The organism is Microbacterium flavescens (assembly GCF_018588945.1).
In the GTDB taxonomy this organism is placed as follows: domain Bacteria; phylum Actinomycetota; class Actinomycetes; order Actinomycetales; family Microbacteriaceae; genus Microbacterium; species Microbacterium flavescens.
This window is the reverse complement of sequence record NZ_JAFIWA010000001.1, coordinates 356385-372296: the sequence shown is the minus strand read 5'-3', so window position 1 is coordinate 372296 and position 15912 is coordinate 356385. Positions and strand designations below refer to the sequence as shown.

Here is a 15912-nt window from a genome sequence, read left to right as displayed (position 1 = left end):
CCGCGAGGACGTCAGTCGTCGAAGGGGCGGAGGATGCGGTCGATGAACCGGCGCGTGCGCTCGTGCTGCGGGTTCGTGAAGAGGTCCTTGGGGGCGCCGCGCTCCAGGATCACGCCGTCGTCGAAGAAGAGCACCTCGTCGGCGACCTGCCGGGCGAAGGCGAGCTCGTGGGTCACGATCGCCATGGTCCACCCCTCCTCGGCCAGCTCCTTCAGCACGAGCAGGACCTCGCCGACCAGCTCGGAGTCGAGGGCGCTCGTCGGCTCGTCGAAGAGGAGCAGCGACGGTTGAAGCGCGAGGGCCCGGACGATCCCGACCCGCTGCTGCTGGCCCCCCGAGAGCTGGAACGGATAGGCGTCGCGCTTGTCGGTCAGACCGACGCGGTCGAGCAGCGCCTCGGCCCGGGCGATCGCCTCGGCCTTCGGCACCTTGTGGGCGTGCACCGGCCCTTCGATGACGTTCTGCAGCACGGTGCGGTGAGGGAACAGGTTGTGGTGCTGGAACACCATCGCCGACCGATCGCGCAGGGCGATGCGGGCGGCCTTGGACACCGGCTGAGCGAAGTCGACGCGGGGGCCGTCGGCGAACTCGAGCCTGCCGCTGTCGGGGGTCTCGAGCCCGTTCAGCGAGCGCAGCACCGTGGTCTTGCCCGACCCGCTGGGGCCGATGAGGACGACGACCTCGCCGCGCCGCACCTCGAAGTCGACGCCGTGGAGCACGGTGTTCGCTCCGAAGCTCTTCGTGAGGCCGCTGACCTGAAGCAAGGGCTGGTCGTCGGCCGGCGCGGGCGGCGCGAGGGCGTCGCCGGGGACGTCAGTGGGCGACATAACGGTCGAGCCTCCTCTCCAGCGCGTTCTGACCTGCCGACAGCACGAGGCAGAACATCCAGTAGATGAGGGCGGCCTCGAGGTAGATGATCATGAACTCGTACGTGAACGCGGCGATCTGCTGGGCGCGGCGGAAGAGCTCGGTGACCAGGATGAGCGACGCCAGCGACGTGTCCTTGACGAGCGAGATGAACGTGTTCGAGAGCGGGGGCACCGAGACGCGCGTCGCCTGCGGCAGCACGATGCGCGCGAGCGTCTGCGTCTGCGAGAACCCCACGGTGTGCCCCGCCTCCCACTGGCCCTTCGGCACCGACAGGATCGCCGCGCGGATGATCTCAGCGGCGTACCCGCCGACGTTGAGCGAGAACGCGATGATCGCCGCGGGCCACGGATCGATGACCAGCCCGATGGAGGGCAGTCCGTAGAAGATCACGAAGAGCTGGACGAGCAGCGGCGTGCCTCGGATCACGGAGATGTAGAACCGGGCGATGCCCGACAGAACGGGATTCGACGAGAGCCGCAGCAGCGCGATTCCGAGCGCGATCACGAGTCCGAGGGCGAACGACATCACCGCGAGCGGGATCGTCGCCGTCAGCCCCGCCCACACGAGGGGCCAGAACGAGTCGACGATCAGCGTCCAGGTGTCGCCGCCGGTGTCGCTGACGCCGGCCGGTGCGAACAGCAGCGCACCCGCCGGCTGAGACCAGGCGTCATGCATCGGTGGTCCTTCCCACAGGGCGGCGGCGCATGCCGCCGCCCGCCCACGCTATGGCGGGCTCGTCGGAAGTTCTACTCCGTGACGTCCGTGCCGAAGTACTTGTCGCTGATCTCGGCGAGGACCCCTTCTTCCCGCAGCTCGGCGAGCGCCTCATCCACGGCCGTGACCAGCGACTCCTTGTCCTGCGTGAAGGCCAGAGCGCTGAGTCCGGGGTCATCGGTCTCGGCGGCGATCTTCAGGCCGGTCGGGCCATTGGTCTGCTCGTAGTCGAGGAAGGTGAGGTTGTCGTTGATGGTCGCGTCGACGCGGCCCTGCTGGAGCAGCGCGACAGCCTGAGCCCAGCCCTCGACGGCCTCGACGGTGGCGCCGCTGGCCTGGGCGAGCTCGTACCAGTTGCTCGTCAGAGACTGCGCGGTGGTCTTGCCCGCCAGGTCGTCGAAGCTCGTGATCGAGTCGTCGTCCTCGGGCACGACGATGACGCCGGGCGAGACGGTGTACGGCTCGCTGAACAGGTACTTCTCCTCGCGCTCCGGGTTGATCGAGACCTGGTTCGCGATCACGTCGAACCGTCCGGCGTCGAGCCCGGCGAAGATGGCGTCCCACTGCGTCTCCTCGAAGCGGACCTCCAGGCCCAGCTTGTCGGCGACCGCTTCGGCGATCTCGACGTCGAAGCCGACGAGGGCGCCGGTCTCATCGTGGAAGCTGAAGGGCCGGTAGGTCCCCTCGGTCGCGACGGTGAGCGTGCCCTCGGAGACGAGGCCGAAGTCGTCGCCTCCGGCGGAACCGGCGGGCTCGGGAGCGGCGGAGCTGCACGCCGTGAGGGCGAGAGCGGTGGTGGCGGCGAGGACGAGTGCGGTGATGGCGCGACGTGACATGGTGCGTTCCTGATGGGTGGGTGCGAGGGACGAACCGGCGGGTTGGCCGGGGTCCCGAGAAGGACTCACCAGTACAACACGGTGTGCCCCCAGGAATTTCATCGCGTTACGCCGTATTGCCTCCGGGCCGCGTGGGCAGGCCGGCGACGAGATCGTCGAAGACGTCGGCGGCAGCATCCCGTGTCGCGAGCCCCGCTGCCTGCCCTGCCCACAGCGAGACGAGATCGCCGTCGCCCTTCCTGCCCGCCTCGGCGCGGAAGACCCCGGTGAGCCAGTTCTGCGCCGGGAAGGGCAGGATCACGCCGCTCGTCTCGATCTCCCGGGTGGCGCGATTCTGGATGCCGCGTGCCAGCCTTCCGCTCATCGCCCGCGTCAGCACGGTGTCGGTGTCGGCAGCGGTTGCGATCGCACGCCGGTGCGCGTCGGTCGCCGCCGACTCACCGGTGCGCAGGAATGCGGTGCCGACCTGGGCACCGGCGGCGCCCAGCGCGAAAGCGGCGGCTACGCCCCGCCGGTCGGCGATGCCGCCCGCGGCGATGACGGGTATGCGCACGGCGTCGACGACCTGCGGTACGAGCGCGAACGTCCCGATCAGCGACCGCTCGGCGGGCTCCAGGAACGAGATGCGGTGGCCGCCCGCCTCCGCTCCGCTCGCCACGACGGCGTCCACTCCGGCCCCCTCGAGGGCGACGGCTTCGGCAACCGTCGTCGCGGTGCCGATGACGCGGATGCCGCGGCTGTGCGCGGTCTCGACCAGGCGCGGGTCGGGCGCGCCGAAGACGAGGCTGAGCACGGCGGGCGCGGCATCCATGATCGCCTCCAGCTGCTCGGCCGGATCCGGCAGGAATCGCGCCGGAACGTCGGGAAGTGCGACGCCGACGGCGTCGAAGAGCGGTGCCAGCGCCTGGAGCGCAGGCTCGAGGTCGACGTCGGCCGGCGTCACCTCGTCACCGGTCGGCAGCCAGATGTTGACCGCGAAGGGCCGCGCCGTCGCGGCGCGCAGCGCGCCGATCGTGTCGTGGATGCGCTCGGCCGAGTAGCCGTACAGGCCGTAGGAGCCGAGTCCTCCGCGGTCGCTCACGGCCGCGGTGAGCTCGACCGACGACAGACCGCCGAACGGGCCGAGGACGATGGGGACGTCGATCCCGAGGAGGTGCGCGAGGGATGCAGCCATGCCCCTACGCTACGCATCGGTCGACCGTCCGGCACCGATGAGTCGCCGAGCGGCTCGCACCGCCTGCTTTCGGGATGCAGCCGACCGGCGCTGGCGGACGCACAGCGCCAGCATGATCGCGCAGGAGATCACGTAGAACGTGTGGAGCGCCCAGATCGGCCCGAAGGGCAGCGTGAACACGTAGAGCGAGTACACCGCATTGGCGGCGTTGATCATGATCATGCTCGGCAGGCTGTACGACGAGACGTCCCGGGTGCGCAGCGCCTTGCGCAGCATCGGCAGGTTGCTGATCGCGAAGACCATCGTCGCGATCATGCCTGCCATGACGGGGACGTCCATGGCCCCAACGTTAGGAGCGGCATCCGGCCGGGCGCGTCGAGCGATTCGCCCATTTCTGGGCAGGGCTGCGATGGGCAGAACTATGCAGACGGGACGACCGCCGCATGTGCAGACAGCGGGATCCTCGACCGAGCTGCGGCTCAGATCAGGCCGTTCTCATAGGCGTAGGCGGTGGCAGCGGCACGCGAGGAGAGGCCCAGCTTGGCGAAGATGTTGCTGAGGTGGCGGGCGACCGTCTTCTCGCTGAGCGACAGGCGACCCGCTATGCCGCGGTTGTTGAGCCCGGTCGAAACGAGCCGCAGCACCTCGGCCTCACGTGGGGTGAGGGGGCCGGCGGCCTTCCCGCCCGCCGACGCCGTCAGCTCGGCCAGAGCAGCACGGGCGCCGATGCGGAGCAGCCCCGCGCGCGCCGCCTCCCGCTCGTCTGCGGCGACCGCCGCGTCGCCGAGTTCCGCGTGGATCCGTCCGAGCAGGGTCCGGCACCGCGCCTCCTCGTGCGGCGCCCCTACCGCGGCCCACCCCGACCGCGCCGACTCGGCTCGTGCGAGTGCGCGACCGTGGTCGCCCTCGGCGAGGAGGACGCGAGCCTCAGCGGTCGCTGCGAAGGCGGAGAGCAGGGCGGTCGGGTTCGAGCCGGAAACGCCCACCAGTTCGTCGACCGCGCGTCGGGCGGCGACGATGTCGTCGGCTGCGATCTCGGCCTCCACGACGGCGGGCAGCAGGGAAGGACGCCGCGCTCGGTCTGCGCCTCCGAGGCTCCGGCGGAGCATGGTCTGCGCACCCGAAGCGTCACCCATGGCGAGGCGAAGGAGTGCGAGGCCCGGCTGCGGCTCCCATCCCGTGGTGCCCGCGCGGTCGTAGTGGTCCTCCGCCGCCCGGAACTCCCCGCGCAGTCGATGCAGCTCGGCGAGCTGATAGTTGGCGACGAACCTCGCTGTGAAGTCGCCCGCCCGGAGGCTCTCCTCCGCGAGCGTGGCAGACGACGACGCCGCCGCCCAGTCGCCGTGCAGCAGCAGAAGCTGCGCGCTGTACGCGTGAGCCTGCCCGGTGTACGCCAGGAGCTCCGGCTGCTCGCGGCACCACTGCGCGAAGGCGGAGGTCCACTGCTCAGCGCGCGTGAGGTCGAACGCCTGATGCCAGAGGTCGAGGACGATGCGGTAGGTCAGGCATATCGTCACCGGTGAGACGTCCTCGGCAGAGACCGTCTCCATCGCCTGGTCCAGCGAGGCGAATCCCTCGGCGATCCTTCCGCTTGTCGTGAGGCAGATCCCGCGACCCAGCGCGGCGTGCGCCGCCAGCTCGCGATCGTCGTTGCGCTCGGCCGTTGCGGCGATCCCCTCGAAGCGGTGCAGGGCTTCCTCGAGGTCGCCGACGAACATCGCAGCAAGCGCGGCCGGCACGAGCGCCACCAGCCCGCCCACGGGCGTCGACTCCCCCAGCCCCTCGACGAGTCTGAGGCCGCGCGCGACCCACCCGGCGCTCAGCGCCGTCTCGCCCACCTCGAGCGCTTCGATCGCGATCCATCCCGCCGTGCGCGCCGCACCGACGGCGTCGTCGGCGGACAGATGCGCCTCGTGAGCCGCCCGCAACCACGTGAACGCCGCATCGGTCTGCCCGCGCAGGTACGACGCCATGGACAGCAGCTCGAGATCGGGCGCGCTCAGCTCGGACCCGATCGGACCGAGCATCTCGCAGACCGCGCGCCAGCGCTGCTCGACCGCCGCGATCCGGCCGAGCTCGACAGCTTCAGCCACGGCCATCACGTCCTCCGCCCGAGCCGGCGCGTCCGTGGGCTGGACCCCGCCGCCTCGTCTGGACGGTAGACCCCGACAGCCCCGCCCGCAAGGCACGGACCAGCAGCACAGAATCGGAGATCGTGCCCGACACGCCGGGGCGCGGTATCCCGAACCGGCGTGTTCCGCACCATCTCCGCCGTTACCGTCGCCAGGCGAAGCGAAACGGGGCCCCACCCGAAGGTGGAGCCCCGTACGTTCCGATCCGAGGATCAGATGGAGTTGACGTCCAGCGGGATGCCGGGGCCGAACGTGGTCGACACGGCGCCCTTCTGGATGTAGCGACCCTTCGAGCTCGAGGGCTTCAGGCGCACGATCTCTTCGAGCGCGGCCTGGATGTTCTCGTCGAGCTGCTCGGCCGAGAACGAAGCCTTGCCGACGACGAAGTGCACGTTGGCGTGCTTGTCGACGCGGAACTCGATCTTGCCGCCCTTGATCTCCTCGACGGCCTTGGCCGGGTTGGGGGTCACGGTGCCGGTCTTGGGGTTCGGCATGAGGCCACGGGGACCCAGCACCTTACCCAGTCGACCGACCTGGCCCATGAGCTCGGGCGTCGAGACGGCCGCGTCGAACGCGGTCCAGCCGGCGGCGACCTTCTCGATGAGCTCGGCGCCGCCGACCTCGTCGGCACCCGCGGCGATCGCGGCCTCAGCGGCCGGACCCGTCGCGAACACGATGACGCGGGCGGTCTTGCCGGTGCCGTGCGGGAGGATGACGGTGCCGCGCACCATCTGGTCCGCCTTGCGCGGGTCGACAGCGAGCTTGAGCGCGACCTCGACGGTCGAGTCGAACTTCGCCGAACCGGTCTGCTTCGCGAGCGCGACAGCCTCGGTGGGGGTGTAGAACTTGTCCGCCTCGATCTTGGCGGCTGCGGCCCGGAAGGCCTTGGACTTGGTTGCCATGATTCCTCTTACCCCTCAGTCCTCGACCGTGATGCCCATGGAACGGGCGGTGCCGGCGATGATCTTCGAGGCAGCCTCGATGTCGTTCGCGTTCAGGTCGGGCTGCTTCGTCTCAGCGATCTGGCGCACCTGCTCCTTGGTGAGCTTGGCCACCTTGGTCGTGTGCGGGGTCGACGAGCCCTTCTGCACGCCGGCGGCCTTCTTGATGAGCTCGGCGGCCGGCGGGGTCTTCAGGATGAACGTGAAGCTGCGGTCCTCGTAGACGGTGATCTCCACGGGGATGACGTTGCCGCGCTGCGACTCCGTCGCGGCGTTGTACGCCTTGCAGAACTCCATGATGTTGACGCCATGCTGACCGAGCGCGGGCCCGATCGGCGGCGCCGGGTTGGCTGCACCGGCGTTGATCTGAAGCTTGATCAGGCCGGTCACCTTCTTCTTCGGTGCCATTCTTGTTTTCCTTTCATCGAACCGGATGCTCGCGCATCCGCTTCTCCCGCACGCTCGGCATCTCCGAACAGCGGTTCCCCCGGGGTCGAGCCCCGGGAAGTCCTAGAGTTTCGTGACCTGGTCGAAGCTGAGCTCGACGGGGGTCTCGCGCTCGAAGAGCGAGACGAGGACCGTGAGCTTGCCGCTCTCGGGCTTGATCTCGCTGATCGTGCCGGGAAGACCCGCGAACGAGCCCTCCTTGATGGTGATCGTCTCGCCCACCTCGAAGTCGATCTCGGCCGGGATGACGCGCGCCGCGGCAGCGGCGCCCTTCTTCGCGGCGCCGGCCTTCGTGGGGGCCGTCTCCTTGATCTCGACGAGGCTCTTCAGCATGTTGAAGGCCTCCTCGAAGCGGAGGGGGGTCGGGTTGTGGGCGTTGCCGACGAAGCCGGTCACACCGGGCGTGTGGCGCACGACCGACCAGGTGTCTTCGTTGAGGTCCATGCGCACGAGCACGTAGCCGGGGATGCGCACGCGCGTGACCATCTTGCGCTGGCCGTTCTTGATCTCGACGACGTCCTCCATCGGGACCTCGACCTGGTAGATGTCGTCCTCGACCTCGAGCGTCGACTTGCGCTGCTCGATGTTGGCCTTCACCTTGCGCTCGAAGCCCGCGTAGGAGTGGATGACGTACCACTTGCCGGGAAGCGACCGCAGCTCGGTGCGGAACGCCTCGTACGGGTCTTCCTCCTCGTCGGAGTCCTCGTCGCCCTCGGCTTCGCCAGAGGCGTCGGCTTCGCCAGAGGCGTCGGAGCCTTCCGCGTCGGCGGAGGACTCGTCCTCGTCGCCGTTCACGTCGGGACCGTCGTAAGGGGTGACCTCCTCAGCGGCCTCGGCCTCGAGCTCGGCGACCTCCTCGGCGATCGAGTCGTTGATGACCTCGGCCGCAGCCTCGGTCTCCGCGGCCTCGTCCAGGTTCAGGGCGTCGTTCACGATGGCGTCTGCCTCCGGGTCGTCGATGTCGATGTCGTCCAGGTCGCCGTCGTCGACGGCAGCGTCGTCCACGATGTGGATCGCGACGTGCTCGGCGGGGGTGTTGGCCGCGTCCTCCTGTGCGAGGACGTTGCCCTCCTGGGCTTCGTCGTCCTCGGAGGACTGCTCGGCCGCCGTCGCCCAGTCGGCGTCGTCGAAGAATCTTTCAGACACTGCGTTCTCTTCCGTTCCTTCTGCGGTGGGTTGAATCCCCATCCGCGGGACCCCTCAGCTTGTTCGGGGCCTTCAGGCGGCTCAGGATGCGCCCGGCACTCCGAAGACGTACGCCGTGATCCACACGAACAGCACGTCGAGACCGTAGACGATCGCCATCATGATGACGACGAACCCGAGCACGACCGCCGTGTACTTCAGCAGCTCCTGGCGCGTCGGAGTGACGACCTTGCGGAGCTCGGCGAAGACCTGACGGATGAACATGGCGATCCGCGCGAAGACGTTGGGCTTCTTCTCGCGGGGTGCGCCGCCCGCGGGGACGACCTCGCCCGTCGGCTCGTCCTGAACCATCGATGCCACCTGATTACCTTCCGTGCGCCGGCGTGGGCCGGCTCACTGTGTAGTCAACCGCCGACTTTGTCTTGTCGACGTTGCGCTGACGCGCAGGGCGGACAGGAATCGAACCTGCAACCTGCGGTTTTGGAGACCGCTGCTCTGCCAATTGAGCTACCGCCCTAGAAGTCCGGAGACCTCGTTTGCCCGCGTTCTCCCCCGACACCTGAGCGAAAGGGAGCCGCACCGACGACGGGCACGGCGAAAGAATGCAGACTTCAACTGCACGCTCCAGTGTACGGCATGGTCAAGAGCCCCGCGAATCGTCAGTACTGCTGCACGCCGTAGCGGTCGGGTTCCGGCGAACGCTCGAACGCACGCCCCGAGAGCGACGTGGGCTCGACGCGGACGTAGGTGTACTTGAGCGTCGGGATCCACGGGCGCAGCCCCAGCCCGTCGGCGCGCTGCACCTCCTCGGACGAGTCGAGCGCGTGCGCCCGGCCGCGCACGATGACGCTCCAGGCATCGGTGTCGGTGTGGTCGTCGACCTCGAACAGCACCTCGTCGTTCACGGTCAGCTCGAACAGCTTGCTGCCCTGCGCGGTGCGGAAAAGCAGGGTCTCGTCGTCGACGATGTAGTTCACGGGGAAGATGTCGAGCACGTCGCCGACGTGGGTCACGAGCCTGCCGAGCTCCTGCGTCCGCAGACGCGCCCAGCACTGCTCTTCGGTGAGCGCGACGACGGGGTCCGGTGTGTCAGCCATGACACCATCCTCTCGCGCACAACCCCTGGCCGACACCCCCGGCGCCGGGTCTAACATGCGCTCATGACCCTCTCGCAGGCGGTGCTCGACGAGCTGTGGGACTTCAGCGACCCGGTCGGATCGGAGACGCGCCTCCGCACTGCCGCGGAGGCCGAGACGGATGCCTCGACCCGCGCGGAGCTCGCCACGCAGGTGGCCCGCGCGCTGGGCCTTCAGGAGCGCTTCTCCGAGGCCGAGGCGATCCTCAGCACGACCCCCGTCACGTCTCCCGAAGCGGCCGTGCGGGTAGCACTCGAGCGCGGACGGCTGCGCAGCACCGCCGGGGATCCCGGCGCTGCGATCGGGCTGTTCGAACTCGCCGCGGATGCCGCAGCCGCCGCCGATCTCACCTTCCTGCGGGTTGACGCGCTGCACATGCTGGCGATCGCCGACGTGAATCACGCCGCTGAGTGGACGGCGCGGGCGCTCGACGTGCTCGAGGGCACGACCGATCCCCGCACGCTGCGGTGGACGGTGTCGCTGCACAACAACGCCGGGTGGTCGCATCTCGACGCCGGGCGGGTCGGCGACGCCGTGGCGGAGTTCGAGAAGGCCCGGGATGCCGCGACCCGCTGGGGCACGCCGCAGCAGGTGCAGTGGGCCGAGGAGGCGCTGGCCGAGGCCCGCGCCGCCGCCGGCTGAGCGAGCGGAGCGAGACGAAACGCGATCCCGGTGGTGCCGGGCACAGAGGTGCGGGTCGTTGAGCGAGCGAAGCGAGACGAAACGCTCCTCGCACGGGAACGCGTTTCGTCTCGTCGCTTCGCTCCTCGCTCAACGACCCGCAGGTACCGGTCGTTGAGCGAGCGAAGCGAGACGAAACGCGTCTCCCTACGGAGAGCTCCGAGTGCGGGCACTCCACCCGCGGACCGCATCGAGCCCCCCGTCGATGAACGCCTCGCGCTTCGCATGGCTCCACCCCTGGATGCGCTTCTCCCACCCGAACGCGTCCGCGACCGACGAGAACTCACCACTCCATACGAGCGTGACCGGCAGCCGGCGTCGGGTGTAGGCGCTGCCCATGCCCCCGTTGTGCTGGTCAATCCGACGGCCCAGGTCGAGCGTGCTGCCGACGTAGAACGTGCCGTCCGCGCACCGGACGATGTAGGTGAACGCCATCGTCGGACCGTACCGGCGCGCACCGACACCCGACGCGTTTCGTCTCGTCGCTTCGCTCCTCGCTCAACGACCCGGAGGTGCGGGTCGTTGAGCGAGCGAAGCGAGACGAAACGCGCGACGGGCGCGGGAGGCGTCAGGCTCCGATGCGGATGAGCTTCTTGTTCACGAACTCGTCCGCCGCCAGCAGGCCCATCTCGCGCGACGTGCCGGAGCGCTTCACGCCGCCGAAGGGCAGGCCGGGCTCGTCCGCGAGGACGACGTTGACGTAGACCATGCCGGCGTCGATCTTGTCGGCGACGCGGGCGGCCTGGTCCTCGTCCGTGGTGAAGACGTACGAGCCGAGACCGAAGCTCGTGTCGTTCGCGATCTTCACCGCCTCGTCCTCGTCCGCGACCTTGTAGACGATGCCGACCGGCCCGAAGAACTCCTCGCCGTACGCGTCCATGTCGGGGGTGACGTCGGTGAGGACCGTGCCCGGGTAGAACGCGCCGTCGCGGGAGCCGCCGGCGACCAGGGTCGCACCCTGGGCGACCGCCTTGTCGACCTGCTCGGCCAGGCGCTCGGCCGCGGTGAGCGAGGAAAGCGGACCGAGGACGGTGTCTTCGGCGAACGGGTCGCCGACCTTCGCCTCGGTCATCTTCGCCGTGAACTTCTCGAGGAACTCGTCGTAGAGCCCGTCGACGACGATGAACCGCTTGGCGGCGTTGCACGACTGGCCCGTGTTGTCGAGGCGCGCATCGACGGCCGCCTGGACGGCGCCTTCGAGATCGTCGGTCGAGAGCAGGATGAACGGGTCGGATCCGCCCAGTTCGAGCGCGACCTTCTTGAGGTTGCGGCCCGCGACCTCCGCGACCGCCGCGCCTGCGCGCTCCGATCCCGTGACCGAGACGCCCTGCACGCGGCGATCGGCGATGATCGTGGCTGCCTGCTCGTTGGACGCGTAGACGTTGGTGTACACGCCGTCGCCGAGTCCGGCATCCGCGTACATCTTCTCGATCGCGGCGGCGGACTCGGGGCACTGACCGGCGTGCTTCAGGATGATCGTGTTGCCGATCACGATGTTCGGCGCAGCGAACCGGGCGACCTGGTAGTAGGGGAAGTTCCACGGCATGATGCCGAGGAGCGGCCCGAGCGCCGAACGGCGGATGACCGCGGTGCCCTCGCCGTCGATGTCGATCGGCTGGTCGCCCGTGATCTTGTCGACGTGGTCGGCGTAGTACTCGGTGATGTCGGCGGCGAAGTCGACCTCGCCGAGGGCGGCCTCCAGCGGCTTGCCCATCTCGCGCACGATGATCGCGGCGAGCTCGTCGCGGCGCTCGCGGTGCAGCTCGGCGACCTTGCGGATGCGTGCGGCGCGTTCGGCCACGGGTGTGGTCCGCCACGTGCGGAACGCGGCATCCGCTCCGGCGATGACCGCCTCGAGGGCGTCGTCGGTGATCGTCGGGTAGGTGGCCAGGGTCTCGCCCGTGGCGGGGTTGACGACGGCGTACTCACTCATGGTGTTCTCTCCGATCGGGTGGGTGGTCACAGTCTGCCGCTCAGCGGCGCTTACGTCGAAGGCTTTCCGGCGCATCCATTCCGAGTGTCTGACCGCGGAAGAATGCCGGACGTTTGATCGCTTGCCAGACCATGATGACCACACCGGCGAGGATGATCGTGACACCGAGGATGAACACCAGGCCGACACCGGCCACGTTCGATCCACTGCCGTAGTCGGGGTCCATGCTGTCGACGAGCGTGATGACGAACAGCACGGCCAGGATGACGCCGCCGACGAGCGGGAACAGGAAAGTGAAGAAGAACAGGCGGATGCTGTCGAACCACTGCTTGCGGAAGTACCAGACGCAGGCGAACGCGGTCAGACCGTAGTAGAAGCAGATCATCATGCCGAGCGCGGTGATGGTGTCCCACAGCACGTTCTCACTGAGGAACCGCATCACGGCGTAGAACACCGACGCCACCACGGCCGACACGATCGTCGCGTAGCCCGGCGTGAAGAACCGCGGGCTCACCCGGGCGAAGCTGTCGGGCAGTGCCTTGTAGTGCCCCATCGCGAGGAGCGTCCGCGCGGGACCGACGGCCGTCGACTGCAGGGACGCGGCCGAGCTGGTCAGCACGGCCAGGGACACCAGGAAGGCGAGGGGCCCGAGCACCGGGTCGGAGAGGTAGAAGAAGACGTTCCCCTGGATCTCCTCGTTGCCGAGGCCGAGTTCGCCCGTGCCGACACCCGCGAAGGCGAGAAGCGAGATCGAGATGAGCAGGTAGAGGCCGGCGACGATCAGCACCGTGACGGTGGCGGCACGACCCGGGGTCTTCTCGGGGTTCTTCGTCTCCTCGTTCATCGTGAGGACGACGTCCCAGCCCCAGAAGATGAAGATCGAGAGGGACAGACCGGCGACGACCGCGCCGAAGTCGCCGACGGCGAACGGGTTGAACCACGAGAGCTCGACCGGGCTGGCATCGAACGCCGTGCCGTTGGCCACGTGCACGAGCGCTGCCACCGAGAAGAGCAGCAGCACGAGCACCTGGAAGCCGACCAGGAAGTACTGCAGCTTCTGGGTCGTCTGCAGGTCGCGGTACGAGACGACCGTCGCACCGGCCATGAAGAGCAGGCAGACCGCGACGTTGATGAAGGGGTTGAAGGCGAGCTCCGCGATCGTGCCCGGGCTGCCCGCCATCTGGTCGATGAGCAGGAACAGGAACTCGACGGCGATGCCCGCGAGGTTCGAGAGCACGATCACGGTGGCCGCGACGAGTCCCCAGCCGGTCATCCAGCCGATCCACGGCCCGAACGCGCGCACACCCCACGTGAACGACGTGCCGGAGTCGGGCATGAGGCGGTTGAGCTCGCGGTAGCCGAGCGCGACGAGCAGCATCGGCAGGAAGCCCACGATGATGATCGCCGGCACCTGGAAGCCGACCTCCGAAACCGTGGGGCCCAGCGAGGCGGTGAGCGTGTAGGCGGGTGCGATGGTCGAGATGCCGATGACGACGGCGCCGACCATGCCGACCGTGCCGGCGCTCAGGCCCTTCTTCGACAGCGTGCCGGTGACCGGCTCGCCGCTCACGGTCTCGGTTCCGCGGGTGTCGGTCATGACCTCTCGCCCTTCTTCTTGCGCGTGCGGGGCACGACGATCATGGGAACGGGCAGCTCGTGCAGCATCTTCGCCGCGGTCGACCCGAGGAACAGTCGGCGGGGCCGCGCGAGTCGGCTCGAGCCGACCACCGCGATCTCTCCGGGCTCCCAGCTGAGATGCGCGACGGCGTCCTCGACGCTGTCTCCGAGTCCGACCACGGCCTCGGCGTCGATCCCCTTCGGCAGGGCGCGGCGGACGTGGACGAAGACCTCGTCGGCGTGCGACGCGGCCGACTCGTTGCCGGCGATGCCCGCGGGCAGGTCGATGGCGACCAGCGAGACGACACGCAGCTCCGCCCCGGTGGACGACGCCAGCGCCACGCTCTCCTCGAGCAGCAGATCAGCGCCGGGACGCAGTCCGATCGCGGCGGTGATGCGCGTGATCCCGCTGAGAGGGTCGATGCGGCGCGCACCCTCGGGTGCGAGCACCACCGGCACGTCGGCCGAGTGCAGCAGCTCGCTGGCGACCGTCCCGAGGCGGTGGCGGCCCCGCCGGCCGCCGTTGGCGGCGCCGACGACGATGTGCGATGCCCCGACGTCGTGGGCGGTGTCGACGAGCCCGGCGGCGAAGGACTCGCCGAAGCGGACGTGGGTGCGCAGGCGCACCGATTCGGGCACGGTGGCCGCGGCATCCTTCAGCCACGTCTCGGCCTGCTCACGGAGGTACCGGTCGTAGCCGGCGTCGGGCGGCGTGATCACGCTGCGCTCCTCGCCGGGGAGGACGACGACGACATGGAGGGAGGAATCGGATGCCAGGGCCAGGCGTGCACCGAGAGCCAGGGCGTCTGCCCCGGCGTCGGTCGCGGTGTATCCCACGACGATGCGCGAGCTCATGCGCGTGTCTCCTCGACGATGTTCGCGGCGACCAGGCGACCCATGCGGATCGCGCCGTCGACGTGCTGATATCCGGCGCCTGCCATGTCGCTGCAGGCGAAGTGGATGGGTCCGACGGGCGTGCGCAGGTCGGCGCCGTAGCGGGCGAGGCCGCCGAGGTCGAAGCTCGCGGCGTACGCGCCCCGCGTCCACTCCTCGGCACCCCAGTCGCTCTCGAAGTAGACGGTCGGGTTCAGCGCCTCGGGGCCGTAGTAGTGCGACAGCGACTCGAGGATGCGGGCCTTCCGCTCCTCCGCCGAGACGCGGAAGAGGTCGTCGGCGTTGCGGTCGGAGACGAACCCGACGAGCGTGCCGCGCTCGTCGCCGTGATTGGTGTTGTCGTAGGCCTCGTGCGCGATCTCGTACGGGCTGAACGCGGTGCCGGAGAGGCCCTGCTCGCGCCAGAACGGGCGGTCGTATACGGCGTGCACCTTGATCACGAAGCCCATCGAGAGGTGCTGGTGCATCTGCTGCTTCAGCCTGGGGAGCGGCGGGTCGAACTCGATCCACGGGTAGAGGATCGGGGCGTGCGCGAGGATCACGAACCGCGCGCGCACGGTGACGCCGCCGTCCGTGACGATCGTGACGCCGTCGCCGTCGGTGTGCACCTCGATGACCGGCTGGCCGAGCACGACGTCGTCGCCGAGGCGCTCCGCGAGCAGGAGCGGCACCTGCTGCAGCCCGCCGACGACGCGCTCGTCGAGGATGTAGTCGGCGTCCACGAGGTTCGAGAAGCTCCCGGCGCTCGCGGCCATCAGCAGCGCCTGCAGCGCCGAGAAGGCGTATGCGGGCTTGGTCAGCATCGCGCCGGCGATGAAGAGAGCGATGTTGTCGCGTGCCTCCTGGTCGTCGGTCTGCTGCTCGAGCCACGCTTCGAACGAGACGCGGTCGAGGGCCTCGGCGTCGGGGTGCTCCCACGGACGGTCGGGGTCGATCTCGGCGACCATCGCATCGAGCTTCTCGATCAGCTCGACCATGACCTTCTCGGTCGCGGGCGGCACGGGGAAGATCTCGCCCGTGAACCGGGTGAGGTCACCGTCCCGGTCGACGTACACCGAGTCGCCCTCGCGGTAGCGGCTGTACGTCTCGAGCCCGAGCTCGGCGATCGTCTCCTTCAGCGCCTCCTGGTCGGGCGAGACCCACTGGCCGCCGATCTCGAGCATCGCGCCGTCGACCACGTCGGTCCACAGCCGCCCGCCCACGCGGTCGCGCGCCTCCAGCACGACGACGGAGAGTCCCGCCTTCTTGAGCTCGTTAGCCGCGGTCAGGCCGGCGGCGCCGGCGCCGACGATGACGACGTCGCGCGTGATCTCGGTCATGGGGACTCCTTCGTCAGTGCGCGCGTACTCGCGCGACTTCACTTCGTTCGGTGAGGCAGGCTTCGCCTGGCT

17 protein-coding genes and 1 tRNA gene are annotated in these 15912 nt (G+C 69.2%); 1 reads left to right on the top strand and 17 read right to left on the bottom strand.

What is annotated here, in order from left to right; genetic code table 11:
* Window positions 1–11: 11 nt before the first annotated feature.
* The 12 genes from JX005_RS01765 to JX005_RS01710 form a co-directional block, all read right to left on the bottom strand.
* Window positions 12–827 (bottom strand): amino acid ABC transporter ATP-binding protein, encoded by an 816-nt coding sequence (locus JX005_RS01765; RefSeq protein ID WP_281421992.1) that lies wholly within the window; start codon window positions 825–827, stop codon window positions 12–14.
* Window positions 814–1545 (bottom strand): amino acid ABC transporter permease, encoded by a 732-nt coding sequence (locus JX005_RS01760; RefSeq protein ID WP_214465677.1) that lies wholly within the window; start codon window positions 1543–1545, stop codon window positions 814–816. The genes JX005_RS01765 and JX005_RS01760 overlap by 14 nt, the downstream gene beginning before the upstream one ends.
* Before the next feature lie 71 nt (window positions 1546–1616).
* Window positions 1617–2420, bottom strand: a complete 804-nt coding sequence (locus tag JX005_RS01755; RefSeq protein WP_214465676.1) for an amino acid ABC transporter substrate-binding protein — start codon at window positions 2418–2420, stop codon at window positions 1617–1619.
* A 106-nt stretch (window positions 2421–2526) separates the two neighbouring features.
* On the bottom strand, window positions 2527–3594 hold the full coding sequence (locus tag JX005_RS01750) for an NAD(P)H-dependent flavin oxidoreductase (RefSeq protein ID WP_214465675.1): 1068 nt from the start codon (window positions 3592–3594) through the stop codon (window positions 2527–2529).
* Window positions 3595–3603: 9 nt separating this feature from the next.
* Window positions 3604–3933, bottom strand: a complete 330-nt coding sequence (locus tag JX005_RS01745; RefSeq protein WP_214465674.1) for a hypothetical protein — start codon at window positions 3931–3933, stop codon at window positions 3604–3606.
* A 140-nt stretch (window positions 3934–4073) separates the two neighbouring features.
* Window positions 4074–5687, bottom strand: coding sequence for a LuxR C-terminal-related transcriptional regulator (locus tag JX005_RS16345; RefSeq protein WP_214465673.1), 1614 nt, complete (start codon window positions 5685–5687; stop codon window positions 4074–4076).
* A gap of 251 nt (window positions 5688–5938) precedes the next feature.
* Window positions 5939–6628: a 50S ribosomal protein L1 gene (rplA, locus tag JX005_RS01735; RefSeq protein ID WP_214465672.1), complete on the bottom strand. Its 690-nt coding sequence runs from the start codon at window positions 6626–6628 to the stop codon at window positions 5939–5941.
* A 15-nt stretch (window positions 6629–6643) separates the two neighbouring features.
* Window positions 6644–7075 (bottom strand): 50S ribosomal protein L11, encoded by a 432-nt coding sequence (gene rplK, locus JX005_RS01730; RefSeq protein ID WP_055959966.1) that lies wholly within the window; start codon window positions 7073–7075, stop codon window positions 6644–6646.
* 102 nt (window positions 7076–7177) lie between these two features.
* Entirely contained in the window at window positions 7178–8260 is a 1083-nt protein-coding gene (gene nusG, locus JX005_RS01725) for a transcription termination/antitermination protein NusG (protein WP_214465671.1), read from the bottom strand.
* A gap of 81 nt (window positions 8261–8341) precedes the next feature.
* A complete protein-coding gene (secE, locus tag JX005_RS01720; RefSeq protein ID WP_214466053.1) occupies window positions 8342–8611 on the bottom strand; it encodes a preprotein translocase subunit SecE in 270 nt (89 codons plus the stop codon).
* Between the two features lie 93 nt (window positions 8612–8704).
* Window positions 8705–8777, bottom strand: a tRNA-Trp gene (locus tag JX005_RS01715).
* Between the two features lie 142 nt (window positions 8778–8919).
* Complete coding sequence (locus tag JX005_RS01710) at window positions 8920–9357, bottom strand: pyridoxamine 5'-phosphate oxidase family protein (protein WP_214465670.1); 438 nt, start codon at window positions 9355–9357, stop codon at window positions 8920–8922.
* A gap of 63 nt (window positions 9358–9420) precedes the next feature.
* Between JX005_RS01710 and JX005_RS01705 the strand changes: the two genes are divergently transcribed.
* Window positions 9421–10038 (top strand): hypothetical protein, encoded by a 618-nt coding sequence (locus JX005_RS01705; RefSeq protein WP_214465669.1) that lies wholly within the window; start codon window positions 9421–9423, stop codon window positions 10036–10038.
* A gap of 186 nt (window positions 10039–10224) precedes the next feature.
* On the opposite strand, the gene JX005_RS01700 is transcribed toward JX005_RS01705, so the two are convergent.
* From JX005_RS01700 to JX005_RS01680, 5 genes are all read right to left on the bottom strand, one after another.
* Window positions 10225–10512, bottom strand: a complete 288-nt coding sequence (locus tag JX005_RS01700) for a GIY-YIG nuclease family protein (RefSeq protein ID WP_214465668.1) — start codon at window positions 10510–10512, stop codon at window positions 10225–10227.
* A 133-nt stretch (window positions 10513–10645) separates the two neighbouring features.
* The gene (locus JX005_RS01695; RefSeq protein WP_214465667.1) at window positions 10646–12010 is read right to left on the bottom strand and encodes an NAD-dependent succinate-semialdehyde dehydrogenase; all 1365 of its coding nucleotides are present in this window, start codon (window positions 12008–12010) and stop codon (window positions 10646–10648) included.
* Window positions 12011–12050: 40 nt separating this feature from the next.
* Complete coding sequence (locus JX005_RS01690) at window positions 12051–13607, bottom strand: APC family permease (protein WP_214465666.1); 1557 nt, start codon at window positions 13605–13607, stop codon at window positions 12051–12053.
* Entirely contained in the window at window positions 13604–14482 is an 879-nt protein-coding gene (locus tag JX005_RS01685) for a universal stress protein (RefSeq protein ID WP_214465665.1), read from the bottom strand. The genes JX005_RS01690 and JX005_RS01685 overlap by 4 nt, the downstream gene beginning before the upstream one ends.
* The gene (locus JX005_RS01680) at window positions 14479–15840 is read right to left on the bottom strand and encodes a flavin monoamine oxidase family protein (RefSeq protein WP_214465664.1); all 1362 of its coding nucleotides are present in this window, start codon (window positions 15838–15840) and stop codon (window positions 14479–14481) included. Before JX005_RS01680 ends, JX005_RS01685 begins: the two co-directional genes overlap by 4 nt.
* Window positions 15841–15912: the final 72 nt, after the last annotated feature.

What these genes read in the sequence shown, in the direction of transcription:
- JX005_RS01765 (WP_281421992.1), bottom strand. Translation starts at nt 827, where the DNA reads ATGTCGCCCACTGACGTCCCCGGCGACGCCCTCGCGCCGCCCGCGCCG.
- JX005_RS01760 (WP_214465677.1), bottom strand. Translation starts at nt 1,545, where the DNA reads ATGCATGACGCCTGGTCTCAGCCGGCGGGTGCGCTGCTGTTCGCACCG.
- JX005_RS01755 (WP_214465676.1), bottom strand. Translation starts at nt 2,420, where the DNA reads ATGTCACGTCGCGCCATCACCGCACTCGTCCTCGCCGCCACCACCGCT.
- JX005_RS01750 (WP_214465675.1), bottom strand. Translation starts at nt 3,594, where the DNA reads ATGGCTGCATCCCTCGCGCACCTCCTCGGGATCGACGTCCCCATCGTC.
- JX005_RS01745 (WP_214465674.1), bottom strand. Translation starts at nt 3,933, where the DNA reads ATGGACGTCCCCGTCATGGCAGGCATGATCGCGACGATGGTCTTCGCG.
- rplA (WP_214465672.1), bottom strand. Translation starts at nt 6,628, where the DNA reads ATGGCAACCAAGTCCAAGGCCTTCCGGGCCGCAGCCGCCAAGATCGAG.
- rplK (WP_055959966.1), bottom strand. Translation starts at nt 7,075, where the DNA reads ATGGCACCGAAGAAGAAGGTGACCGGCCTGATCAAGCTTCAGATCAAC.
- secE (WP_214466053.1), bottom strand. Translation starts at nt 8,611, where the DNA reads ATGGTTCAGGACGAGCCGACGGGCGAGGTCGTCCCCGCGGGCGGCGCA.
- JX005_RS01710 (WP_214465670.1), bottom strand. Translation starts at nt 9,357, where the DNA reads ATGGCTGACACACCGGACCCCGTCGTCGCGCTCACCGAAGAGCAGTGC.
- JX005_RS01705 (WP_214465669.1), top strand. Translation starts at nt 9,421, where the DNA reads ATGACCCTCTCGCAGGCGGTGCTCGACGAGCTGTGGGACTTCAGCGAC.
- JX005_RS01700 (WP_214465668.1), bottom strand. Translation starts at nt 10,512, where the DNA reads ATGGCGTTCACCTACATCGTCCGGTGCGCGGACGGCACGTTCTACGTC.
- JX005_RS01695 (WP_214465667.1), bottom strand. Translation starts at nt 12,010, where the DNA reads ATGAGTGAGTACGCCGTCGTCAACCCCGCCACGGGCGAGACCCTGGCC.
- JX005_RS01690 (WP_214465666.1), bottom strand. Translation starts at nt 13,607, where the DNA reads ATGACCGACACCCGCGGAACCGAGACCGTGAGCGGCGAGCCGGTCACC.
- JX005_RS01685 (WP_214465665.1), bottom strand. Translation starts at nt 14,482, where the DNA reads ATGAGCTCGCGCATCGTCGTGGGATACACCGCGACCGACGCCGGGGCA.
- JX005_RS01680 (WP_214465664.1), bottom strand. Translation starts at nt 15,840, where the DNA reads ATGACCGAGATCACGCGCGACGTCGTCATCGTCGGCGCCGGCGCCGCC.